Annotated in this window: 21 protein-coding genes and 1 tRNA gene; 20 read left to right on the plus strand and 2 right to left on the minus strand. The window is 58.7% G+C overall.

Annotated elements, in window-relative coordinates; translation table 11 throughout:
- The first annotated feature begins 297 nt into the window (after positions 1-297).
- The 6 genes from NNA36_RS19645 to nusG all read left to right on the plus strand — a co-directional run bounded on the left by NNA36_RS19645 (position 298) and on the right by nusG (position 4,009).
- Positions 298-1,170, plus strand: coding sequence for a hypothetical protein (locus tag NNA36_RS19645; RefSeq protein ID WP_255110308.1), 873 nt, complete (start codon positions 298-300; stop codon positions 1,168-1,170).
- Positions 1,171-1,248: 78 nt separating this feature from the next.
- Positions 1,249-1,324 (plus strand) — tRNA-Trp (locus NNA36_RS19650).
- Between the two features lie 212 nt (positions 1,325-1,536).
- A complete protein-coding gene (locus NNA36_RS19655; RefSeq protein ID WP_255110311.1) occupies positions 1,537-2,085 on the plus strand; it encodes a hypothetical protein in 549 nt (182 codons plus the stop codon).
- Positions 2,086-2,224: 139 nt separating this feature from the next.
- Entirely contained in the window at positions 2,225-2,962 is a 738-nt protein-coding gene (locus NNA36_RS19660) for a hypothetical protein (protein ID WP_255110313.1), read from the plus strand.
- 121 nt (positions 2,963-3,083) lie between these two features.
- The gene (secE, locus tag NNA36_RS19665) at positions 3,084-3,281 is read left to right on the plus strand and encodes a preprotein translocase subunit SecE (protein ID WP_255110315.1); all 198 of its coding nucleotides are present in this window, start codon (positions 3,084-3,086) and stop codon (positions 3,279-3,281) included.
- 194 nt (positions 3,282-3,475) lie between these two features.
- Complete coding sequence (gene nusG / locus NNA36_RS19670; protein WP_255110317.1) at positions 3,476-4,009, plus strand: transcription termination/antitermination protein NusG; 534 nt, start codon at positions 3,476-3,478, stop codon at positions 4,007-4,009.
- Between the two features lie 64 nt (positions 4,010-4,073).
- Here nusG and NNA36_RS19675 read toward each other — a convergent pair whose 3' ends face one another.
- Positions 4,074-4,658 carry a TetR/AcrR family transcriptional regulator gene (locus NNA36_RS19675; RefSeq protein ID WP_255110320.1) on the minus strand — a complete coding sequence of 195 codons (585 nt, stop codon included), beginning with the start codon at positions 4,656-4,658 and terminating at the stop codon, positions 4,074-4,076.
- 131 nt (positions 4,659-4,789) lie between these two features.
- On the opposite strand from NNA36_RS19675, the gene NNA36_RS19680 reads away from it, so the two are divergent.
- From NNA36_RS19680 to NNA36_RS19720, 9 genes are all read left to right on the plus strand, one after another.
- Positions 4,790-5,353 carry a carboxymuconolactone decarboxylase family protein gene (locus tag NNA36_RS19680; protein ID WP_255110322.1) on the plus strand — a complete coding sequence of 188 codons (564 nt, stop codon included), beginning with the start codon at positions 4,790-4,792 and terminating at the stop codon, positions 5,351-5,353.
- Between the two features lie 254 nt (positions 5,354-5,607).
- Entirely contained in the window at positions 5,608-6,033 is a 426-nt protein-coding gene (rplK, locus tag NNA36_RS19685; RefSeq protein WP_132861107.1) for a 50S ribosomal protein L11, read from the plus strand.
- Positions 6,033-6,731, plus strand: a complete 699-nt coding sequence (gene rplA, locus NNA36_RS19690; protein ID WP_255110323.1) for a 50S ribosomal protein L1 — start codon at positions 6,033-6,035, stop codon at positions 6,729-6,731. The genes rplK and rplA overlap by 1 nt, the downstream gene beginning before the upstream one ends.
- A 127-nt stretch (positions 6,732-6,858) precedes the next feature.
- Positions 6,859-7,743: a class I SAM-dependent methyltransferase gene (locus tag NNA36_RS19695; protein ID WP_255110325.1), complete on the plus strand. Its 885-nt coding sequence runs from the start codon at positions 6,859-6,861 to the stop codon at positions 7,741-7,743.
- Positions 7,744-8,022: 279 nt separating this feature from the next.
- Positions 8,023-8,541 (plus strand): 50S ribosomal protein L10, encoded by a 519-nt coding sequence (rplJ, locus tag NNA36_RS19700; protein WP_255110326.1) that lies wholly within the window; start codon positions 8,023-8,025, stop codon positions 8,539-8,541.
- Between the two features lie 71 nt (positions 8,542-8,612).
- Positions 8,613-8,993: a 50S ribosomal protein L7/L12 gene (gene rplL / locus NNA36_RS19705; RefSeq protein WP_255110328.1), complete on the plus strand. Its 381-nt coding sequence runs from the start codon at positions 8,613-8,615 to the stop codon at positions 8,991-8,993.
- 548 nt (positions 8,994-9,541) lie between these two features.
- Positions 9,542-13,678 carry a DNA-directed RNA polymerase subunit beta gene (gene rpoB / locus NNA36_RS19710; RefSeq protein ID WP_255110330.1) on the plus strand — a complete coding sequence of 1,379 codons (4,137 nt, stop codon included), beginning with the start codon at positions 9,542-9,544 and terminating at the stop codon, positions 13,676-13,678.
- Positions 13,679-13,732: 54 nt separating this feature from the next.
- A complete protein-coding gene (gene rpoC / locus NNA36_RS19715) occupies positions 13,733-17,980 on the plus strand; it encodes a DNA-directed RNA polymerase subunit beta' (RefSeq protein WP_255110332.1) in 4,248 nt (1,415 codons plus the stop codon).
- A 136-nt stretch (positions 17,981-18,116) separates the two neighbouring features.
- Complete coding sequence (locus tag NNA36_RS19720; RefSeq protein ID WP_255110335.1) at positions 18,117-18,977, plus strand: DMT family transporter; 861 nt, start codon at positions 18,117-18,119, stop codon at positions 18,975-18,977.
- Positions 18,978-18,991: 14 nt separating this feature from the next.
- Here NNA36_RS19720 and NNA36_RS19725 read toward each other — a convergent pair whose 3' ends face one another.
- Entirely contained in the window at positions 18,992-19,813 is an 822-nt protein-coding gene (locus NNA36_RS19725) for a putative rhamnosyl transferase (RefSeq protein ID WP_255110337.1), read from the minus strand.
- A 154-nt stretch (positions 19,814-19,967) separates the two neighbouring features.
- On the opposite strand from NNA36_RS19725, the gene NNA36_RS19730 reads away from it, so the two are divergent.
- From NNA36_RS19730 to NNA36_RS19750, 5 genes are all read left to right on the plus strand, one after another.
- Complete coding sequence (locus tag NNA36_RS19730; RefSeq protein WP_255110339.1) at positions 19,968-20,873, plus strand: sulfotransferase; 906 nt, start codon at positions 19,968-19,970, stop codon at positions 20,871-20,873.
- A 284-nt stretch (positions 20,874-21,157) separates the two neighbouring features.
- Positions 21,158-21,529 (plus strand): 30S ribosomal protein S12, encoded by a 372-nt coding sequence (gene rpsL, locus NNA36_RS19735; RefSeq protein WP_054000841.1) that lies wholly within the window; start codon positions 21,158-21,160, stop codon positions 21,527-21,529.
- A 15-nt stretch (positions 21,530-21,544) separates the two neighbouring features.
- Entirely contained in the window at positions 21,545-22,015 is a 471-nt protein-coding gene (gene rpsG / locus NNA36_RS19740) for a 30S ribosomal protein S7 (RefSeq protein WP_255110341.1), read from the plus strand.
- A 21-nt stretch (positions 22,016-22,036) separates the two neighbouring features.
- Positions 22,037-24,154 carry an elongation factor G gene (gene fusA, locus NNA36_RS19745; RefSeq protein ID WP_255110343.1) on the plus strand — a complete coding sequence of 706 codons (2,118 nt, stop codon included), beginning with the start codon at positions 22,037-22,039 and terminating at the stop codon, positions 24,152-24,154.
- A gap of 81 nt (positions 24,155-24,235) precedes the next feature.
- Positions 24,236-24,334: GTP-binding protein (locus NNA36_RS19750; protein WP_255107233.1), on the plus strand; the 99-nt coding region annotated here is incomplete at its 3' end.

The following is a 24,334-nucleotide window of genomic DNA, read 5'->3' on the forward strand; positions in this document are numbered from 1 at the left end:
CGCGATCCGCGAAGGCGGCCGCACCGTTGGTTCGGGCGTTGTTTCGAAAATCGTAGAATAATTTCTGACCTCGTCAGGAATGATGAAAGGGCGCCCCACCGGGCGCCCTTTTGCTTTGGGGCCTTCCTCAACGTTCCCAAAGACGTTGAGACCCGCACTTTTGCGGGCAAACGGGTGCGCGCGCGTCTTTCTTACATCGGTCCACAGGCAACCAAACACCCTGCCTGAGTTCGTGTTGTCTCGCCTTTCACTCTCCGGCTAGGTTCGAGGCGTTGAGGCCCACAGGAGACCCCGTCCATGACACCCGATATGCTGTTCCAATCCCCCTGGGCATCCTTCACCGCAGCGGGTCTGGGTGAGGCCGCGCTTGTTCCCACCATGCTCAATATGGAAGAACAGTCCTTCTACGTCTGGCTGACCCGCGAATGGGCGCGTGGGGAGGGGGCGATTGTCGATCTCGGCTCTTTTGCCGGCGGATCGGCGGCCTGCCTTGCCGAAGGTGTGCGTCAGGCCGGGCGTCGCCAGACCGTGCAGGGATATGACAAGTTCGAGGTTGGCCAGTTCGATGCCTTCCTTGACCGCTACATGCGCTACATGTCGGTGCCGCCTGCCTCGGAAAGCCCCTGCACACCGCGACCCCTGCCAGAGTTCAAGGGAACCGACCTGCTGCCGCTGGCCGAATTCTTCCTTGCCCCCTGGGAGGAGGGTATTGCCCTGCACAAGGGGCAGATCGAGGAGATGTCCTGGGACGGCCCGATCGAGATCCTGGTGATGGATGCCTCGAAAACCGCCGCGACGATGGAGCGGATGAGCGAAACCTTCTTTCCCCATCTCATACCCGGCCACTCGATCGTGGTGCAGCAGGATTTCCTCTGGTGGCAGCAGCCTTGGATCGCGGTGCAGATGGCGCGACTTTCGGACTACTTCGAACCCGTGACCTATGTGCCCAAACACTCGGTCTCATTCCTGTGCAAACAGGCGGTGCCGCTTGACGTTCTGAAGGTGCTGAACGTTGTCGAGATGTCCGACAAGGAGATGATCGCGGCCCTGCGCGACATGAAACAGCAGGTGAAAGCCTTCAAGATGGATTTCTACATGCGCCGCCTGATCTCGGCGGTCAAAGCCAACCCCGGCGCGCGCGCGGCCTACCGGTTCACAAAGCGTCCCTGACGGGCGCAGGGCTTTGGAAAAAAGTGGTTTTTGTCTCTTGAATTCCGGTAAGCGATTCCGTAACAGTCCCACCACCGCAGGGGTATAGCTCAGCTGGTAGAGCGACGGTCTCCAAAACCGTAGGTCGCGGGTTCGAACCCTGCTGCCCCTGCCATTTCCCAGAAAATCCGCGAATACAACCAAGGCACGAAATTGCCACATTTGCGCCGTTCGCACACCGGATTCATCCGCCATTTACGAGTCGTTGACCTGCTTCGTGAGTATGCACGGAGTCGAATCATCCCCGCTGTTCTGGGGGTGTGAACTTTCCGCCGAAGTGCGGGGCGGGTGTGTGATCCAAGTGATTTTGGTTAGATGGTGAGCGAGATGGCACAGAACTGGAATGCCCCCGATGAACGTGCAAGGGCCGGAATGGATCCGGTGCTGCCTGTGCGCGCCAAGATCGCGCGCCGTCGGGTTCCGGCTGACCATGCCCGCCTGAACGCCGAGCTCAAGCAGCGTATCGCCCATGTCGAACCGGCCAAGTCTCCCGTCAAAACCCTGTCTCCCGTTGAAAAAGTCATGCGCCGCAACGCGCCGGACCTTGCCGGGGGGAGCCAAAAAGAAATCCGCCGTGCCAACCGCCGCCGCCGTGCGCACCTCAAGGCCAAGTGGCCTCGACCGCGTGTCGCGCTTCTCGTGGCTGCGCCGATCATGATTGCGCTGCATCCCGACGGGTTCGTGCGTATGTGCCTCTGGGCGCTGATCCTATTCCTCGTGGTCTCGGTGGTTATCGGACCCGAACGCGCCCGCGACGGGGCGCTCGGTATCGCACACCGCTTCTTGTACCTTTTCCGAAACGAGCTGGTTGTGGCGCGCAAGATCGTCTTTGGTCTCTGGCACCGAATTGAGGCGCTGACGCGCGCCGCGCTCTGAAACAAGTCGTCCCGCAGCTGCGGGTAATTTTCCGGGGGGGAAACACGGTCGGTGCCGATAGAAGCCGACCGGGATCGAATGGGCCTTCACGCGTGTCCAGATGGATGCTGACGTGAGTCACAGCCCAGGGAGGATCGCCATGACAAAGATTCGCGCATTGACCCATCCAGATGGAACGCCATTGCGGCAGTACGGGCAGGATTTTGTCGATGAAGGTGTTGCTTTCGACGACAACACGCTGGATGCAATACGTTCGCTTGTCGATGAGGAGGGCGCAAGCGACCCCTTGCCACCGCGCGCTGCAACACAGCCGCGGCGGGAGGCGCGGCGTCAGGGTCTGGAGGGGCCTGACGCCGACGTTCAAATTTCCGAAGCTGTCAGTCGCAAGATCACGGGCATTTGGAAAGCCGTTGCCCGCAAACCCGAAGCGAAACCGCGCCGCGCCGATGTGTTTCCGCAATTGGCATCTCAGGACGATGCGCTGCGTCCCATGCCCCGCCCTTCGATTCTTGCACGGTTGTGGCATGGGCTGGCGGGTCTGATCACCGGCGCGGTTGCCCTTATCTTATCCGTGGTAAAGGCCATTTCGCGCTTTTTCGCCGCCCTTGTGCGTGCGGTTGCCAACCTGCTGCTCTGGTTCGTCTGGAGGGCCGTGGTGATTGTCGGCTTCGCCGTTCTTGTTGCGGTCTGTGTTGGGCCGGACAAGGTCGCCTCCTCCCTGACCTGGAGTTATGAGCGCTATCACGAGACGAACCCCCAGATCGCGGACCGTCTGCGCGGAGAATTCATTCGCGCCATGTCGCATCTGCCCTGGGCCTCGACCTACATGCCGCGCGACTGGGTGCGCAATTCGCCCCGGGGCAACCGCTCTTCCTGACCCAAGACCTGACAGATTGCCTCACACCTGTGGGATGCGCCAGTCCAGCGGCCATTCCGGCCTTGAATTTGCCGCACACCCCGCGTATGTCAGCCTCTGATCCAAGCTGAGAAGACACATCATGGCAAAAACCAACCCACTTACGTTCATCCAGCAGGTCCGTGCCGAGGTTTCCAAGGTTGTCTGGCCGACCCGCCGCGAAGTGATGCTGACCACTGTGATGGTGTTCATCATGGCTGCTCTGACGGCCGTGTTCTTTTCGCTGGTCGACATCATCATCCGCAGCGGTCTCCAGGGCATCCTGGGGATGTTCGGCTGATCGGCGCCAGCCTCGAAAAGGCTTGAGTTCGGGGGCGTTCGGGAGTATCCGACGTCCTAATTCCGGAAATGGCGCGTGGCGATTCGAGTTGCGCGCCGATTTTTTATTCCGGACAGGTCTTTGCTGAAAGACCGCGTGAGTTAGAAAGAATGCGACCTTCGGGTCGGCAAGCAAGAAACGGGAAGAACGGGCAAATGGCGAAACGGTGGTATTCGGTAAGCGTGCTGTCGAACTTCGAAAAGAAGATCGCCGAGCAGATCCGCCAGTCGGTGATCGAGAACGGTCTCGAGGATGAAATCGACGAAGTTCTGGTTCCGACCGAAGAAGTGATTGAAGTGCGCCGTGGTAAGAAAGTCACCACCGAGCGCCGCTTCATGCCGGGTTACGTTCTTGTTCACATGGAAATGAGCGACCGTGGCTACCACCTCGTGAACTCGATCAACCGCGTCACCGGTTTCCTGGGCCCGCAAGGCCGCCCGATGCCGATGCGCGACGCCGAGGTGAACGGCATCCTGAACCGCGTTCAGGAAGGCGAAGAAGCTCCGAAGCTGATGATCTCCTTCGAGGTTGGCGAGAAGGTCAAGGTCAACGATGGTCCGTTCGAAGATTTCGACGGCATGGTCGAGGAAGTCGACGACGACAACCAGCGCCTCAAGGTTACCGTGTCGATCTTCGGTCGCGAAACCCCGGTCGAACTGGAATTCACCCAGGTCACCAAGCAGGGCTAAGCCCGCAGGTTTTCGAGAATTTGGAACGCCGTCCTGAAGGGGGCGGCGTTTTTCGTGTGTGGTGCTAGTGGCGTGTGCGGAGGCGTTCTGCCAGGTCGGCAACCATTTCCCGTGTCACCGACGGGTCTTCTGCCCGCAGGGCATAGAAGCACAGACCAGCCAGATCCGCGCTCAACTGACGAGCCAGTTTTTCAGGAGAGCTTGTGGCGGGCAGGTCGCCGCGCGCTTTGGCCTCTGCGAAGATCTCTTCGAACTGCGCGTCATTCTCTACCAGCAGCTCTGTGATCTTTTCGCCGAACGCGGTGTCCCCGTCGCCCTCCTCCAACGTTGCCTTGACCAGAAAACAGGCGGGCAGGGGGGCGTCGCTATCCGAGAGCGGGTGTGCCTGAAGGATGAACTGGGCTAGCCCCTCCAGCGGCGATGACGCAGAGGCGAGAAGCGCCGCACGCCTGTCGTTCAGACGGTGAGCATAGCGTTCGAGGCTCAGGCTGTAGAGGTTCGCCTTGCTGCCAAAGGCGGCATAGAGCGAGCCGGGGTGCATGCCGGTTGCGCGCTCAAGATCCTTGAGCGACGTCGAGGCATAGCCCTTTTCCCAGAACAACGCGAGCGCCTTGTCCAGAGCAGCTTCTTTGTCGTGGCTGACGTTCATGCCTCAAATGTACGTCCGCATCCGGACAATGCCAAGATCACAGTTGAGTGATTGCTCAACTAGGTGTGTTGAGTGATCGCTCAAAGTCCCCATATCGCCGGTACGTTGAGGATTTGAAAAAGGATATGACCATGACAACGTTCCCGCGCCACACCGCTGAAACCGCGCCCGAAGCCGCCAAAGAGCGTCTGATCGCCTCTGAGAAAGCCTATGGCTTCCTGCCCGGTCTTTATCAGGTGATGGCCGACGCGCCGCAGCTTCTGGAGACCTACCAACGCACCCATGAGGCCTTTGTCAGCACCAGCTTTGACAACACCGAACTTACGGTTGTCTGGCAGTCGATCAATGTCGAGCACGCCTGCCACTATTGCGTGCCCGCCCACACCGGCATCGCGCATTCGATGGGCGTCGATCAGGGCGTGATTGATGCGCTGCGCAACGAGACCCCGCTGGCCGATCCCAAGCTGGAGGCCCTGCGCACCTTCACTCTGGCCCTGGTACGCGGGCGCGGGAATGTATCGCCTGCCGAATTCGAGGCCTTCTTTGCCGCGGGCTATGGCACCCAGCAGGTTCTGGAGATCATTCTGGGTTTGTCGCAGAAGATCCTGAGCAACTATACCAACCACGTGGCGCAGACGGCCGTTGATCCGGCCTTCCAGCAGTTCGCCTGGAGCCGGAAGGACAAGGCCGCGTAAGAGCGTATTTCGCAAAACACCCCCGCAGGTCACTGCGGGGGCTTTCTTGTTTGGGGCAGGGGGCCGCCAATTCTGGCGAACATCTACACAGGCGGCCCGCGCCCCCTTGCCAACCAAAGGAAACAGGCGTAAACGCCGTCCATCGTCTTCGGGCGAGATTCTCTCGTGGGAGATTTGGGTGTCGCGACATCTGATCGAACCACGCAACATAAACCGGGCGGATCGCGTTCCGCCTACGTTGAAAGGAAAACCAAATGGCTAAGAAGCTTGCTGGTACGATGAAACTGCAGGTTCCTGCAGGTCAAGCGAACCCCTCCCCGCCGGTTGGTCCGGCGCTGGGTCAGCGCGGCATCAACATCATGGAATTCTGCAAGGCGTTCAACGCCAAGACGCAGGACATGGAGCCCGGCGCGCCGTGCCCGACCGTGATCACCTACTATCAGGACAAGTCCTTCACCATGGACATCAAGACGCCGCCTGCGTCTTACTACCTGAAGAAGGCTGCCAAGCTGAAATCGGGCGCCAACAACCCCGGCCGTGAGACCGTTGGTTCGGTGACCGCCGCACAGGTGAAAGAAATCGCCGAAGCGAAAATGAAAGACCTGAACGCAAACGACATCGATGCTGCAATGCAGATCATCCTTGGTTCGGCACGTTCGATGGGCATCGAGGTGAAGTAATGGCTAAACTTGGCAAGCGTACTGCCGCAGCGCGTGAAGCGTTCGCAGGCAAAGACAACCTCACCGTCGAAGAAGCTGTTGCTCTGGTAAAAGGCGCGGCTTCGGCAAAATTTGACGAAACCGTCGAAATCGCCGTTCAGCTGGGTGTTGACCCGCGTCACGCAGACCAGATGGTCCGCGGCGTTGTTGGCCTGCCCAACGGCACCGGCAAATCGGTTCGCGTTGCAGTTTTCGCACGTGGCCCGAAAGCGGAAGAAGCACAGGCAGCTGGCGCAGACATCGTTGGCGCAGAAGATCTGATGGAAACCGTCCAGGGCGGCACCATCGAATTCGATCGCTGCATCGCGACCCCGGACATGATGCCGATCGTTGGCCGTCTGGGTAAAGTCCTCGGCCCGCGCAACCTGATGCCGAACCCGAAGGTTGGCACCGTGACCATGGATGTCGCTCAGGCTGTTCAGAACGCCAAGGGCGGTGAAGTCCAGTTCAAGGTCGAAAAAGCCGGTGTTGTGCACGCAGGTGTTGGCAAGGTTTCCTTCGACGAAGGCAAACTGGTCGAGAACGTCCGCGCCTTCATGGAAGCGGTTCTCAAAGCCAAGCCGGCTGGCGCAAAAGGCGCTTACGTCAAAAAGATCGCTCTGTCCTCGACCATGGGTCCGGGTGTCACCATCGACGTCGACAACGCGGCTTCGAACTAAGAATTTTCCGAACCGGGCAGCGTCAATTCGCTGCCCGGTTTGTTTTGACATTTTCGTCTCAACAATTCAGACCTGATTTCGCAAGGTTCCACAGTGAACAGTCGGGACGCATACGAGGGTCTGAATCGTGCTCAATCTTCCATTTACAAAATACCCCATCACCGGCGCGCAGGTTGCGTGCCCGCTTTGTAACTCGGAAGACACTGTCCCCCTCGCCAGCTGGGATCGCCGTTTCAAACGTCTTGCCCATGTGAAATGCGGTGACTGCGGTCTCATCCGTCATGACTACATGCCGTCGGAAGACGAGTTGTCAGAGTACTATCGCACTACCTATCGCTCGGATTACCAGCGGGTGCAGGATGGCCCCTCGGAGCGCCACATCGCCAAGCGTCACAGGGAGGCCGCGCTGCGTCTTAAGCGCCTGACGCCGCACCTTAAGGATGGTGCGCGCCTTGTCGACTTTGGCTGCGGTTCTGCCGAACTGGTCGAGGATGCGATTGGCATGGGCTATGATGCGCGCGGTTTCGAGCCGGGCTCCGACTATGCGACCTATGCCCGAGACAAGAAGGGACTGCCCGTCGAAAACTGCGGCTGGCAGGACTACAGCGTTGATGCTCCCGTTGATGTGGTCACCACCTTCCATGTTTTCGAACATCTGCTGGACCCGGTTCTCGCAGTTGAACGCATTCTGGGGTGGCTCGCAGACGACGGGCTGTTCTTTATCGAAGTGCCCGATATGAGCAATGCGCTTCACAAGGGCTTTGGCTGTCTGCACATGGCCCACACCCTTGGGTTCTCGCGCTACAATCTCGAACTGCTTGGCGCGGTGTGCGGCCTCGAAGTTGTCGAGGTTTTCCAAGATTACGACATCGGTATCATCTTCCGCCGCGGTACGCCGCGCCCGATTGAAGAGATCAAGGCAGATGCGGTTCGGCAGATGGCTCCCTGGACCAAAGACGTGGTTCACAAGACTTTCTGGTCCTACACCGCTGGAAAGCTAAAAAGACGATAGACATTTCCCATTGGGCCCACTATGTGAGCCCTTGCCCAAGCCGTGAAGGATTCGCGTAAGCGATTCCATTTCGGTTTGGCCTGTCCAAGACGGAGGGTTCACGGCATCCGCCCTGAATAATTCCTTCCCGAGATGGGGTAAGAGACAAGAATTCTAAGAACGCCCCTTCCGGGCGCTTCAGCGATCTTGGTTCCCAACCCTTTGTATGGACCTAAACGCACGCCCTTCGGGGTTTGCAAAACTGAGCCGGGGTGAAAGCCCCAAAATTGGAGTGAAACTGTGGATAGAGCACAAAAAGAGAAAGTGGTCGAGGAACTCGGCCAGATCTTTGAAAGCTCTGGCGTTGTAGTGGTTGCCCACTACGCGGGTCTCACGGTTGCTGACATGCAAGACCTGCGCGCTCGTGCTCGCGAAGCGGGTGGTGCCGTGCGTGTCGCCAAGAACAGGCTCGCCAAGATCGCCCTGGAAGGCAAACCCTGCGAGAGCATGGGTGAGTTTCTGACGGGTATGACCGTTCTGACCTACTCGGAAGACCCCGTGGCAGCAGCCAAGGTCGCCGAGGACTTCGCCAAGACGAACAAAAAGTTCGAAATCCTTGGCGGTGCAATGGGCGAGAACGCTCTGGACCGTGCCGGCGTAGAAGCCGTGTCGAAAATGCCGTCGCGCGAGGAGCTTATTGCTACCATCGCAGGCATGATCGGCGCACCCGCTTCGAACATCGCTGGCGCAATTGGCGCACCTGCTTCGAACATCGCATCCATCCTGTCTACCATCGAGGAAAAGGCAGAGGCTGCGTAAGCAACTTTGGAACCGCGTAGGGATAATCCCCGAACGTTGGAACACATACCTAGAAACGGAAAGAGTCTAAAATGGCTGATCTGAAAGCACTGGCTGAAAGCATCGTGGGTCTGACCCTGCTGGAAGCACAAGAACTGAAAACCATCCTCAAAGACGAGTACGGCATCGAGCCGGCAGCTGGCGGCGCCGTAATGGTTGCAGGCCCGGCTGGCGACGCAGGTGGCGCAGCTGAGGAAGAAAAAACCGAATTCGACGTCATCCTGAAATCGGCAGGCGCATCGAAAATCAACGTCATCAAAGAAGTCCGCGGCATCACCGGCCTGGGCCTCAAAGAAGCCAAAGAGCTGGTCGAAGCCGGCGGCAAGGCTGTCAAAGAAGGCGTTTCGAAAGAAGAAGCCGAAGAGATCAAAGGCAAGCTGGAAGCAGCTGGCGCCGAGGTCGAAGTCAAGTAATTCGGGTTTTCCCGAGTTATTGCAGGCGTCCCTTTGGGGCGCCTGTTTTCGTTTGGGGGGCTGTCCTTCATCGGTGCCGATCCGGGCGTATCAAATCACCCTGCAAAGACGGCCTTGAAGGCGACAAGCCCAATCCCCATTTGTCAACCCTCGAGGGGTTGCCAAGGGGCAGTTGATTCACTATTCGGTAGTCTCTTGCGGTTTCGAGCGATTCGGGGCCGCTTTTGTTCTATGCGGTCTTCATATTGCGGTGCCTGCCTGGAACAAGCGAAGGCAGGCAGTCAGGCGGGCACCCCCGCGATCACAAGGAGCAGCAGGGCAAGTTACACATAGAACCTTGATACTACCGCAAAATCCCCGGTTTGGTAAGCCTCCTGACAAGTTTCGCCAAAATGGCGCAGGAGATTTTCCAAGGCAGGGTTTGGAACGGGAGGCTCCCTTTGGGACGGGGGCCGGGAATTGTCCAAATTTTGACCCTCTCGTATGGGCGAGGCGCCGGGGACCCGACGGCACTCTCGCTCGGTGAGAAATGAAAGGTGACGATAGTCATGGCTCAAAGCTTTCTTGGCCAGAAACGTTTGCGCAAATATTTCGGCAAAATCCGTGAAGTTCTGGATATGCCGAACCTCATTGAGGTCCAAAAATCTTCCTACGATCTTTTCCTGCGTTCCGGAGATGACAGCCGTCCGACGGATGGCGAAGGTATCCAGGGCGTGTTCCAGTCGGTCTTCCCGATCAAGGATTTCAACGAAACCTCCGTTCTGGAGTTCGTCGGCTATGATCTGGAAAAGCCGAAGTACGACGTTGAAGAGTGCATGCAGCGTGACATGACCTTCTCGGCGCCGCTCAAGGTGACTCTGCGTCTCATCGTGTTTGATGTCGACGAAGACACCGGTGCGAAATCCGTGAAGGACATCAAGGAACAAGACGTGTTCATGGGCGACATGCCCCTGATGACCCCGAACGGCACCTTTGTCGTGAACGGCACCGAGCGTGTGATCGTATCCCAGATGCACCGTTCGCCGGGCGTGTTCTTCGACCACGACAAGGGCAAGACCCACAGCTCGGGCAAGCTGCTCTTTGCCTGCCGCATCATTCCCTACCGCGGCTCGTGGCTCGACTTCGAATTCGACGCCAAGGACATCGTGTTCGCCCGTATCGACCGTCGCCGCAAACTGCCGGTGACCACGCTTCTTTATGCGCTGGGTCTCGATCAGGAAGGCATCATGGATGCCTACTATGACACCGTCGATTTCAAACTGGAAAAGAACAAGGGCTGGGTCACCAAGTTCTTCCCCGAGCGTGTGCGCGGCACCCGCCCGACCTATGATCTCGTGGACGCGGCCACCGGCGAAGTCATCTTCGAAGCCGGCAAGAAAGTCACCCCGCGCGCGGTCAAGAAAATCATCGACGAAGGCACCATCACCGAGCTGCTGGTTCCCTTCGATCACATCGTTGGCAAGTATGTCTCCAAGGACATCATCAACGAAGAAAACGGCGCGATCTACGTCGAGGCCGGCGATGAGCTGACCCTCGAGTATGACAAGGACGGCGAAGTCATCGGCGGTTCGCTGAAAGAACTGCTGGACAACGGCGTCACCGAAATTCCGGTTCTGGACATCGACAACGTCAACGTCGGCCCCTACATGCGCAACACCATGGCGCAGGACAAGAACATGTCCCGCGAAACCGCGCTGATGGACATCTACCGCGTGATGCGTCCGGGCGAGCCGCCCACCGTCGAAGCGGCAAGCGCCCTGTTCGACACCCTGTTCTTCGACAGCGAGCGTTACGACCTCTCGGCCGTTGGTCGTGTGAAGATGAACATGCGTCTGGCTCTGGATGCGGAAGACACCCAGCGCACCCTGCGCAAGGAAGACATCATCTCCTGCATCAAGGCGCTGGTTGACCTGCGTGACGGCCGTGGCGACGTGGACGACATCGACCACCTCGGCAACCGTCGTGTGCGTTCGGTCGGCGAACTGATGGAAAACCAGTACCGCGTTGGCCTGCTGCGCATGGAACGCGCGATCAAGGAGCGCATGTCGTCGGTCGAAATCGACACCGTCATGCCGCAAGACCTGATCAACGCGAAACCGGCTGCGGCTGCTGTTCGCGAATTCTTCGGCTCGTCGCAGCTGTCGCAGTTCATGGACCAGACCAACCCGCTTTCGGAAGTCACTCACAAACGTCGTCTCTCGGCGCTTGGCCCAGGCGGTCTGACCCGCGAGCGTGCAGGCTTTGAGGTCCGCGACGTTCACCCGACCCATTATGGCCGGATGTGTCCGATTGAAACGCCGGAAGGTCCGAACATTGGTCTGATCAACTCGCTGGCCACCTTCGCCCGCGTGAACAAGTACGGCTTCATCGAAACCCCGTATCGCGTTGTCAAAGACGCCGAGGTCACCGACGAAGTCCACTACATGTCCGCGACCGAAGAAATGCGTCACACCGTGGCGCAGGCGAACGCGACGCTGGACGAAAACGGCAAGTTCATCAACGAGCTGGTCTCGACCCGTCAGAACGGCGACTACACCCTCGCATCGCGCGAGCACGTGGACCTGATCGACGTTTCGCCGAAACAGCTGGTTTCGGTTGCTGCCTCGCTCATCCCGTTCCTTGAAAACGACGACGCCAACCGCGCTCTGATGGGCTCGAACATGCAACGTCAGGCGGTTCCGCTCCTGCGCGCCGAGGCGCCGCTGGTCGGCACCGGCATCGAGGAAGTGGTTGCACGTGACTCGGGCGCGGCCATCATGGCCACCCGTGGCGGCATCATCGACCAGGTTGACGCACAGCGTATCGTTATCCGTGCCACCGAAGACCTCGAACTGGGCGACGCGGGCGTAGACATCTACCGTATGCGCAAGTTCCAGCGTTCGAACCAGAATACCTGTATCAACCAGCGTCCGCTGGTGAAGGTTGGCCAGCAGGTCACCAAAGGTGAGGTTCTGGCCGACGGTCCGTCGACCGACATGGGCGAACTGGCACTGGGTAAGAACGTCGTTGTGGCCTTCATGCCGTGGAACGGCTACAACTACGAAGACTCGATCCTGATCTCCGAGCGCATCGCGCGTGACGACGTCTTTACCTCGATCCACATCGAGGAATTCGAAGTCGCCGCCCGTGACACCAAGCTTGGTCCGGAAGAGATCACCCGCGACATCCCGAACGTCGGTGAAGAAGCGCTGCGCAACCTCGACGAGGCCGGCATCGTTTACATCGGCGCCGATGTTGAGCCGGGCGATATCCTTGTCGGTAAGATCACCCCCAAAGGTGAATCGCCGATGACCCCGGAAGAGAAACTGCTGCGCGCCATCTTCGGCGAAAAGGCATCCGACGTGCGCGACACCTCGCTGCGCGTGAAGCCGGGTGACTTCGGTACCGTCGTAGAAGTGCGTGTCTTCAACCGCCACGGCGTCGAGAAAGACGAGCGTGCCCTGCAGATCGAGCGTGAAGAGGTTGAACGCCTCGCACGTGACCGTGACGACGAGCTGGCGATCCTGGATCGCAACATCTATGCCCGTCTCAAGGGTCTGATCCTCGGCAAGACCGCCGTCAAAGGCCCGAAAGGTGTCAAGGCAAACTCGGAAATCACCGAGGATCTGCTCGACAGCCTGACTCGTGGCCAATGGTGGCAGCTGGCGCTGGAAGACGAGAAGGACGCTCAGATCGTCGAGGCTCTGAACGAGCAGTACGAGATCCAGAAGCGCGCCCTCGAGCACCGTTTCGAAGACAAGGTCGAGAAAGTCCGTCGTGGCGACGACCTGCCGCCGGGCGTCATGAAGATGGTCAAGGTCTTCATCGCCGTGAAGCGCAAGCTTCAGCCGGGCGACAAGATGGCCGGCCGTCACGGGAACAAAGGTGTTATCTCGAAAGTGGTTCCGATGGAGGACATGCCGTTCCTCGCAGACGGCACCCCGGTCGACTTCTGCCTTAACCCGCTTGGCGTTCCGTCGCGTATGAACGTTGGTCAGATTCTCGAAACCCACATGGGTTGGGCCGCACGTGGCCTGGGCATCAAGGTTGACGACGCTCTGCAAGAGTACCGTCGCTCGGGTGACCTGACTCCGGTTCGCGAAGCGATGCGTCTGGCTTACGGCGAAGACGTCTATGACGAAGGCCTCGTTGGCATGGACGAAGACCAGCTGATCGAAGCTGCGGGCAACGTGACCCGTGGTGTTCCGATCGCGACTCCGGTCTTTGACGGTGCCAAGGAAGAAGACGTCAACGACGCGCTGCTGCGTGCCGGCTTTGACAAGTCTGGCCAATCGGTTCTGTTCGACGGTCGCACCGGTGAGCAATTCTCGCGCCCCGTTACCGTGGGTGTGAAGTACCTGCTCAAGCTGCACCACCTGGTCGACGACAAGATCCACGCACGTTCGACCGGCCCGTACTCGCTTGTTACTCAGCAGCCGCTGGGTGGTAAGGCGCAGTTCGGTGGTCAGCGCTTCGGTGAGATGGAAGTCTGGGCTCTGGAAGCCTACGGCGCCGCCTACACCCTGCAGGAAATGCTGACGGTGAAGTCGGATGACGTCGCTGGCCGGACCAAGGTCTACGAGTCGATCGTCAAGGGCGAGGACAACTTTGAAGCGGGCGTACCGGAATCGTTCAACGTTCTGGTGAAAGAAGTCCGTGGCCTCGGCCTGAACATGGAACTCCTGGATGCGGAGGTGGACGAGTAAGGGCTCCGCGCCCTTACCCCATCATCCCTTCCGCTCTAAATTTGAGGTATCAAAATGAACCAGGAACTGACCAACAACCCGTTCAACCCGCTGACCCCGCCGAAGGTATTCGACGAGATCAAGGTATCGCTGGCGTCGCCTGAACGGATTCTCTCGTGGTCGTACGGCGAAATCAAAAAGCCGGAAACCATCAACTACCGTACGTTCAAACCCGAGCGTGACGGTCTCTTCTGTGCGCGTATCTTTGGCCCGATCAAAGACTACGAATGTCTCTGCGGCAAATATAAGCGCATGAAGTATCGCGGCGTTGTCTGCGAAAAATGTGGTGTTGAAGTCACCCTCCAGAAAGTGCGCCGCGAGCGTATGGGCCACATCGAACTGGCCGCGCCCGTTGCACACATCTGGTTCCTGAAATCGCTGCCGTCGCGTATCGGCCTCATGCTCGACATGACCCTACGTGATCTGGAACGCGTTCTGTACTTTGAAAACTACGTCGTCATCGAGCCGGGTCTGACTGACCTGCAATACGGCCAGATGCTGACCGAAGAAGAGTACATGGATGCGCAGGACGCATACGGCATGGACGCTTTCACCGCCAACATCGGTGCCGAAGCGATCCGTGAGATGCTGGCCGCGATCGATCTCGAAGCCGAAGCCGAACAGCTGCGTGCCGATCTGGCCGAAGCAACCGGCGAATTGAAGCCGAAGAAGATCATCAAGCGTCTGAAAGTTGTCGAGAGCTTCCTCGAGTCGGGCAACCGCCCCGAGTGGATGATCCTGACCGTGATTCCCGTGATCCCGCCGGAACTGCGTCCGCTGGTTCCGCTGGATGGTGGCCGTTTCGCGACCTCGGATCTGAACGACCTGTATCGCCGCGTGATCAACCGGAACAACCGTCTGAAGCGTCTGATCGAACTGCGCGCCCCCGACATCATCGTCCGCAACGAAAAGCGGATGCTGCAAGAGTCGGTTGACGCCCTGTTCGACAACGGCCGCCGTGGCCGCGTGATCACCGGCGCCAACAAGCGTCCGCTGAAATCGCTGTCGGACATGCTGAAAGGTAAGCAGGGCCGCTTCCGTCAGAACCTTCTGGGTAAGCGCGTCGACTTCTCGGGCCGTTCGGTCATCGTGACCGGTCCGGAACTCAAGCTGCACCAGTGTGGTCTGCCCAAGAAGATGGCGCTCGAACTGTTCAAGCCATTCATCTACTCGCGTCTCGAAGCCAAAGGCCTGTCTTCCACCGTGAAGCAAGCCAAGAAGCTGGTGGAAAAAGAGCGTCCGGAAGTTTGGGACATCCTCGACGAGGTGATCCGCGAACACCCGGTCATGCTGAACCGTGCGCCCACGCTGCACCGTCTCGGCATTCAGGCGTTCGAACCGGTTCTGATCGAAGGTAAAGCGATCCAGCTGCACCCGCTCGTATGTTCGGCCTTTAACGCCGACTTCGACGGTGACCAGATGGCCGTTCACGTGCCGCTGTCGCTCGAAGCACAGCTGGAAGCCCGTGTTCTGATGATGTCGACGAACAACGTTCTGTCGCCAGCAAACGGTTCGCCGATCATCGTTCCCTCGCAGGACATGATCTTGGGTCTCTACTACACCACCATCATGCGCGAAGGCATGAAGGGCGAGGGCATGGTCTTCTCGTCGATCGACGAGGTGCAATACGCCCTCGACGCCGGCGAAGTACACCTGCACGCCAAGATCACTGCGCGTATTCCGCAGATCGACGAAAACGGCATGGAAGTTCTCAAGCGTTTTGAGACCACCCCGGGCCGTGTCCGTCTCGGTGCCCTGCTGCCGCAGAACACCAAGGCGCCGTTTGACCTGGTGAACAAGCTTCTTCGCAAGAAAGAAGTGCAGAACGTGATTGACACCGTCTACCGCTACTGTGGTCAGAAAGAGTCGGTCATCTTCTGTGACCAGATCATGTCGATGGGCTTCAAGGAAGCGTTCAAGGCCGGTATCTCGTTCGGTAAAGACGACATGGTGATCCCCGATAACAAGTGGACCATCGTCGACGACACCCGCGATCAGGTGAAAGACTTCGAACAACAGTACATGGACGGCCTGATCACCCAGGGCGAAAAGTACAACAAGGTTGTCGATGCCTGGTCGAAGTGTAACGACAAGGTCACCGACGCGATGATGAACACCATCTCGGCGGCCAAGACCGACGACAACGGAGCCGAAGCGGAACCGAACTCGGTTTACATGATGGCTCACTCCGGTGCGCGTGGCTCGGTGACCCAGATGAAACAGCTGGGCGGTATGCGCGGCCTGATGGCCAAGCCGAACGGCGACATCATCGAGACCCCGATCATCTCGAACTTTAAAGAAGGTCTGACCGTTCTTGAGTACTTCAACTCGACCCACGGTGCCCGTAAGGGTCTGTCGGATACCGCGCTGAAGACCGCGAACTCGGGTTACCTGACCCGTCGTCTGGTTGACGTTGCTCAGGACTGCATCGTGCGCGAGCACGACTGTGGCACCGAGAACGCCATCACCGCCGAAGCAGCCGTCAACGACGGTGAAGTCGTGGCATCGCTGGCCGAGCGTATCCTGGGCCGCGTTGCTGCCGAAGACATCATGCGCCCCGGCACTGACGAGGTTCTGGTGTCCAAAGGCCAGCTGATCGACGAACGTATGGCAGACTCGATCGACGAAGCCGCGGTTCAGTCGGCACGCATCCGCTCGCCGCTGACCTGTGAGGCGGAAGAAGGCGTCTGTGCTCAGTGTTACGGTCGTGACCTTGCACGCGGTACCATCGTGAACACCGGCGAAGCGGTGGGTATCATCGCGGCACAGTCGATCGGTGAACCTGGCACCCAGCTGACCATGCGTACCTTCCACATCGGTGGTGTTGCGCAGGGTGGCCAACAGTCGTTCCTCGAAGCGTCGCAAGAAGGCAAGATCGTCTTCGAAAACGCGCAGATTCTCGAGAATGCCAAAGGCGAACTGCTGGTCATGGGCCGCAACATGAAGCTGCTCATCCAGGGCGAAGACGGCGACGAGCGTGCCAGCCACAAGGTTGGCTACGGTTCCAAGCTGTTCGTCAAGGAAGGCCAGGATGTTTCCCGCGGCGACAAGCTGTTCGAATGGGATCCCTACACCCTGCCGATCCTTGCCGAGAAATCGGGTACCGCCAAGTTCGTCGACCTTGTGTCGGGTATCGCCGTCCGCGAGGAAACCGACGATGCGACCGGTATGACCCAGAAGATCGTGGCCGACTGGCGCGCTGCGCCGAAAGGCAACGAGCTCAAGCCGGAAATCATCCTTGTTGATGGCGATGGCGAGCCCGTGCGCAACGATGCTGGCAACCCGGTTCACTACCCGATGTCGGTTGACGCGATCCTGTCGGTCGAAGATGGCCAGGATGTCGAGGCTGGTGACGTTGTTGCGCGTATTCCGCGTGAAGGCGCCAAGACCAAGGACATTACCGGTGGTCTGCCGCGCGTTGCGGAACTGTTCGAAGCACGTCGCCCCAAGGACCACGCGATCATCGCAGAAGCCGATGGTTACGTACGCTTTGGCCGCGACTACAAGAACAAGCGTCGCATCAGCATCGAGCCGGCAGACGAGTCGATGGAAACGATCGAGTACATGGTGCCCAAGGGCAAGCACATCCCGGTGCAGGAAGGCGACTTCGTGCAGAAGGGTGACTACATCATGGACGGTAACCCGGCTCCGCACGACATCCTGTCCATCATGGGCGTCGAAGCGCTGGCGGATTACATGATCGACGAAGTTCAGGACGTTTATCGTCTGCAGGGTGTGAAGATCAACGACAAGCACATCGAGGTGATCGTTCGCCAGATGCTGCAAAAGTGGGAGATCCTCGACTCTGGCGAGACCACCCTGCTCAAGGGCGAGCACGTGGACAAGCAAGAGTTCGACGCTGCAAACGAGAAGGCACTGGCCGAAGGTCGTCGTCCGGCATCGGGCGAACCGATCCTGCTGGGTATCACCAAGGCCTCGCTGCAAACCCGTTCGTTCATCTCGGCGGCATCGTTCCAGGAGACCACCCGCGTTCTTACCGAGGCTTCGGTTCAAGGTAAGAAAGACAAGCTGGTCGGACTCAAGGAAAACGTCATCGTGGGTCGCCTCATCCCGGCCGGTACCGGTGGCGCAACCCAGAGCGTGCGTCGTGTTGCTCAGGAACGCGACAACGTGGTTCTCGAAGCACGCCGCGAAGAAGCAGAAGCCGCCGCAGCCCTAGCTGCCCCGGTGGATGATTTCGGCGCGGACGACGTGTTCGACAGCGGTCTGGTCGAAACCCCGGAAAGCCGCGATCTGGATTGATCCTCGGCAGACTGAAGACTTTGAAACCCCCGGCCATGCGCCGGGGGTTTTTCTTTGCCGAAAGGTCAAAAACCATCTTGGCGAAATCCAAGGCGCGGCCTAGGGTCAGCTGGTTTGAAGGCGTCGCGGGGGAGAGATGCAAAACCTTTCGGACAACATGAAGGGCGCTCTGCTGATGATGTGCAGCATGGCCGCCTTTACCTTCAACGATACCTGCATCAAGGCGCTTGGCCCCGAGATGCCCCTGTTCCAGCTTTTGGTCATTCGCGGCGCGATCACCTCTGTTCTAATCTATGTTCTCGCGCGGTCGATGGGTGCCATACGCCTGCGTCTGCCGGCGAAAGACTGGGGCCTGATTGCGCTGCGGACCACCAGCGAGATCGGCGCCGCCTATTTCTTCATAACCGCGCTGATGAACATGCCGATCGCCAATGTCACCGCCGTGTTGCAGGTCTTGCCGCTCACGGTCACGCTTGGCGGCGTCCTCCTGTTTCGCGAGGCGGTGGGATGGCGGCGTATGGTGGCGATCCTTATCGGGTTCGCAGGCATGTTGCTGATCGTGCGCCCCGGCCCCGACGGCTTTAGCGAGCACGCCCTGTTCGCCCTTGCCGCCGTTGCCTGTGTCACCGCGCGCGATCTTTCGACCCGCCGCCTTTCGCCAACGGTGCCTTCGATGACAGTGACCCTGGCGGCCTCGGTCGGGGTGATGCTCTTCGCCCTCGTGGCCACAACGCAGGAAACATGGATGCCCGTCGGCCCGCGCGAGTTGGCCCTGCTGGGCGGCGCGTCGCTGTTCATCTTTGGCGGCTACCTCTTTTCGGTGATGGTCATGCGGGTGGGCGATGTCTCGTTCGTCGCCCCGTTCCGATACACAGGCCTGCTTTGGGCATTGCTTCTGGGTCTCGTTGTTTTTGGCGACTGGCCCGACCCGCTCACCCTTTTGGGGGCAGCCATCGTTGTAGCGACCGGTGTCTTTACCCTGATCCGCGAGGGCTAGCTGCGCCGCCGGCGTCAATCTGCGAAAAGCGTTTGAACCCGGTCCACATCCACGTTGAACTCCTGCCTAAACAGGCGCTCGGTCTTCAGGTTAATCGCCGAAAGCTTGAACTGGCGGACATGTCCCACCTGCCGCGAGTCGTTGAAATCATTGTGGCCCCGAATGAACATGTTCTCGTTCGGCATGGTCACCACCGGCATGACATGCCCCATGCGCGAATGCCCGAAGTTCATGATCGTGGTGTCGTCCTTGTGCTTTACCGACATGGCAAGGGCAGGGGTCCACAGCGCCTCGGTCACCTTTAGCGCGTCTATTCCCGTGGCACCGGGACGCGCAATCCAGCCCTGATTGAAGTCAAAGGCGACATTGGCGTGATGGCGGATCAAGGGGCGGCAATCCTGTGCCACATCCCGTAGTCTTTCGACAAAGCGCACAGAGACCGCGTCGTCATCATCAAGACGGAATTGCAGACAGGGATCCTTGGCATCTGACCGGACCGAATTGATCGTCGCCCGCATGACCTCGCGGTGGCGTCCCGGCGGGCGCGCCTGGATCACGGCCTGCGGAATGTCTGCCAAAAGGTCCTCAAGACGTTTGCGATAGACCTCGGGAAACGTCTCGCCGATCAGCACCACGAAGGTGAAATTCGGGTCTGTCTGCGCCCGGATCGACGGCAGTGTAAAGGCTTCCAGCGTCCGGAACCGTTCGTCCATGCGCACAGGGTCATATAGAAAGGCCGCCCGTTCCTCGAGGGTTTCGTGTTCGACCTGAAAACCACCTTCCCCCAGATAGGAAAACCGGCACAGTCCAATCACCTGCATGTCTCGACTGTCCATCTGCCTGCCTCTCTGTTGTTGTGCTCACCATGTCACCCTCAAACGGCCGAGACAAGGTGGCCGAAAAACCGTCTGGTCATGTGCCTTCACAACAGTAATATGCGCGCAAATCTTCAACCGGGTCGCCCGGAAGCATTCGAAACGTATCCTAGCTATGACCAAGACCTTTCTATTCGGTGTCGGTGCCCAGAAAGCCGGAACCAGTTGGCTCTACCAATACCTGGTGGATCATCCCGAGTGCGAAATGGGGGTCCTGAAAGAGCACGGCGTCTGGGTCAGCCTACTTGGGGCTAGGAAACCTTCGGTGCAATTCGCCAACAAGGCGACATACCTGACCAACACGCTGGAACGTATGAAGGCGCTGCAAGCGAAGGGAGAGCCCATTCCCGAGCGGATGCGCAACCGGATGCTAGGCTTGGCGGACAACCTCAACGCCGAGTTCGATGTCAGCTATTATCTGAACTACTACGAGCGGCTTGGGCGCATTTCTCCGAATGCACGCCTGTTCGCAGACATCACGCCGGAATATTCAACGCTCACGGTCGATCAGATGACGACGGTGCGCGAGACAATGGAGGAAGCAGGCTTTGCCGTCAAAGTCATCTACCTGATGCGCGATCCAGTCGAGCGGGCCTACTCGGCCATGCGGATGCGCGACCGTGATGTGGCGCTTGCGGGCAAGGAAGTCCAAAAGACGGCTCGGCAACGTTTCTCGGCGGCGCTCAAATCGCCCTACATAACAAATCGCACCAGCTATAACGAGACGCTTGAGACCCTGGATCAGGTCTTTGCACCTGAAAACGTCTTTCACGGGTTCTATGAAACGCTGTTCACGACAGACACCGTGCAGCAGGTTTGCGATTTCCTTGGCCTGACCTATCACGAGCCCGACTTTGATCTTCGCATCAATGAATCGCCTAGAAACGAGGAACTCTGGCCAAAACAGATTGCCGCGGCCCGCCAACACTTTGATGCGACTTACAGCTACTGTGCAGAGCGTTTCGGCGAGGAGATGATCGCCGGGATCTGGCCCCATTACCGCGCAGGGGAGGCCGATTAACGCCTTGGGTCGGCGTCAGACAGGGGCCGCTGTTGACAAGAGCGGCGACTCCCCCTATACGCCCGACCATCCGGCTGGGGGTCGCCCCAAATGCCGAATTCAAATCTGTAGTGGTCAAGGTCCGAGCTACTTTGAAGTTCGCACCCTCTGTTACAACACCGCGTCGTTTGCCTCGGAATGGAAACGATTGCGGTTTTTGCGCTTGCGGACGCGTAAGCCGAAAAATTCAACCGCATGGGGCTGCCGCTCTGTGCAGCACATGTAGGAAACGGGAAAGAGACCCAATGCCAACGATTCAACAGCTGATCCGCAAGCCGCGTCAGCCCAAAATCAAGCGCTCGAAGTCGCAGCACCTCGAGCAATGCCCCCAGAAACGTGGCGTATGCACCCGCGTATACACCACCACCCCCAAGAAACCGAACTCGGCGATGCGTAAAGTTGCCAAGGTTCGTCTGACCAACGGTTACGAAGTTATCTCGTACATCCCCGGTGAGAGCCACAACCTGCAAGAGCACTCGGTTGTCCTCATCCGCGGCGGCCGTGTGAAAGACCTTCCGGGTGTCCGTTACCACATCCTGCGCGGTGTTCTGGATACCCAAGGCGTTAAAGACCGTAAGCAACGTCGTTCGAAGTACGGCGCGAAGCGTCCTAAGTAAGAAGGATAAGAGAATATGTCTCGTCGTCACGCTGCTGAAAAACGCGAAGTACTGCCCGACGCCAAATACGGCGACCGCGTACTGTCGAAATTCATGAACAACCTGATGATCGACGGTAAAAAGTCGGTTGCGGAAAAGATCGTTTACAACGCGCTGGATCGCGTTGAAAACAAGATCAAACGCGCCCCCGTCGAAGTCTTCCACGAAGCCCTGGACAACATCAAACCCGCCGTTGAGGTTCGCTCGCGTCGTGTTGGTGGTGCAACCTACCAGGTTCCGGTTGAAGTGCGCCCCGAGCGCCGTGAAGCTCTGGCCATCCGCTGGCTGATCTCTGCTTCGCGCAACCGCAACGAGAACACCATGGAAGAGCGCCTCGCAGGTGAACTTCTGGATGCCGTGAACTCGCGCGGTACCGCTGTTAAGAAGCGGGAAGACACTCACAAGATGGCAGAAGCTAACAAAGCCTTCAGCCATTATCGCTGGTAATTCCAAAAAGGTATTAAACCAATGGCACGCGAATATCCGCTCGACCTGTACCGCAACTTCGGTATCATGGCGCACATCGATGCAGGTAAAACTACCTGTTCCGAACGCATCCTGTACTACACCGGTAAGTCCCACAACATCGGTGAGGTGCACGATGGTGCAGCCACCATGGACTGGATGGAGCAGGAACAGGAACGCGGCATCACCATCACCTCGGCTGCGACCACCACCTTCTGGGAACGCACCGAAGACGGTAAAACCGCTGACACTCCGAAACACCGCCTGAACATCATCGACACCCCCGGCCACGTTGACTTCACCATCGAAGTTGAGCGTTCGCTGGCGGTTCTCGACGGTGCCGTCTGCGTTCTCGACGCAAACGCAGGTGTTGAGCCCCAGACCGAAACCGTGTGGCGTCAGGCTGACCGCTACAAGGTTCCGCGCATGGTCTTCGTCAACAAGATGGACAAGATCGGCGCAGACTTCTTCAACTGCGTTCACATGATCGAAGACCGCACCGGCGCACGTGCCGTTCCGGTTGGTATTCCGATCGGTGCAGAATCCGAGCTGGAAGGTCTGATCGACCTGGTCACCATGAAAGAGTGGCTGTGGCAGGGTGAAGACCTCGGCGCATCCTGGGTTCACGCGGAAATCCGCGACGAGCTGAAGGACATGGCCGACGAGTGGCGCGAGAAGATGGTCGAAGCGGCCGTCGAGCAAGACGAAGACGCCATGATGGAATACCTGGAAGGTAACGAGCCGGACGTCGCAACGCTCCGCGCGCTGCTCCGCAAGGGTACCCTGGCTCTGGACTTCGTTCCGGTTCTTGGTGGTTCGGCGTTCAAGAACAAAGGCGTTCAGCCGCTGCTCAACGCTGTGATCGACTACCTGCCCAGCCCGCTGGACGTTGTCGACTACATGGGCTTCGAGCCGGGCGACGAAACCGAAGAGCGTAACATTGCACGTCGCGCAGACGACGACATGGCGTTCTCGGGCCTTGCGTTCAAAATCATGAACGACCCCTTCGTCGGTTCGCTGACCTTCACCCGTATCTACTCCGGTACGCTGAACAAAGGTGAAACCGTTCTGAACTCGACCAAAGGTCGTAAAGAGCGCATCGGTCGTATGATGATGATGCACTCGAACAACCGTGAAGAGATCGAAGAAGCGTTTGCAGGCGACATCATCGCTCTGGCGGGTCTGAAAGACACCACCACCGGTGACACCCTCTGCGACGCCAAGGAGCCGGTGGTTCTGGAAACCATGACCTTCCCGGATCCGGTTATCGAGATCGCAGTTGAGCCGAAAACCAAGAACGACCAGGAAAAAATGTCCCAGGGTCTGCAGCGCCTCGCAGCAGAAGATCCGTCCTTCCGTGTCGAAACCGACATCGAGTCGGGTCAGACCATCATGAAGGGCATGGGCGAACTTCACCTGGACATCCTGGTGGATCGTCTGAAGCGCGAATTCAAAGTGGAAGCAAACATCGGTGCGCCGCAGGTTGCTTACCGCGAGACCATCGGTCACGAAGTCGAGCACAGCTACACCCACAAGAAACAGTCGGGTGGTTCGGGTCAGTTCGGTGAGGTCAAACTCATCATCACCCCGACTGAGCCGGGTGAGGGTTACTCGTTCGAGAGCCGCATCGTTGGTGGTGCCGTTCCGAAGGAATACATCCCGGGTGTTGAAAAAGGCATCCAGTCCGTCATGGACAGCGGCCCGCTGGCCGGCTTCCCCGTGATCGACTTCAAGGTTGCCCTGATCGACGGTAAGTTCCACGACGTTGACTCCAGCGTTCTGGCCTTCGAAATCGCAGCACGTATGTGCATGCGTGAAGGTATGCGCAAAGCGGGTGCGAAACTGCTCGAACCGATGATGAAAGTCGAAGTGATCACTCCGGAAGAATACACCGGCGGTATCATCGGCGACCTCACTTCGCGTCGTGGTCAGGTTTCGGGTCAGGAACCGCGCGGCAACGCCGTGGCCATCAACGCATTCGTGCCGCTGGCGAACATGTTCGGCTACATCAACACTCTGCGTTCGATGTCGTCGGGCCGTGCCCAGTTCACCATGCAGTTCGACCACTACGATCCGGTTCCGTCGAACATCTCGGAAGAGATCCAGGCGAAATACGCATAATTGGCGAGGCGGGCTTGGTCCCGCCCCACCATTCAACTCTACGCCGGGCAGCAGCCCGGCAACCGCAAATAGGAGGCCATTATGGCTAAGGAAAAGTTTGAGCGCAGCAAACCGCACTGCAACATCGGCACCATCGGTCACGTTGACCACGGTAAAACCACACTGACCGCAGCGATCACC

The sequence above is a fragment of the Shimia sp. CNT1-13L.2 genome (assembly GCF_024331145.1).
GTDB lineage: Bacteria > Pseudomonadota > Alphaproteobacteria > Rhodobacterales > Rhodobacteraceae > Shimia.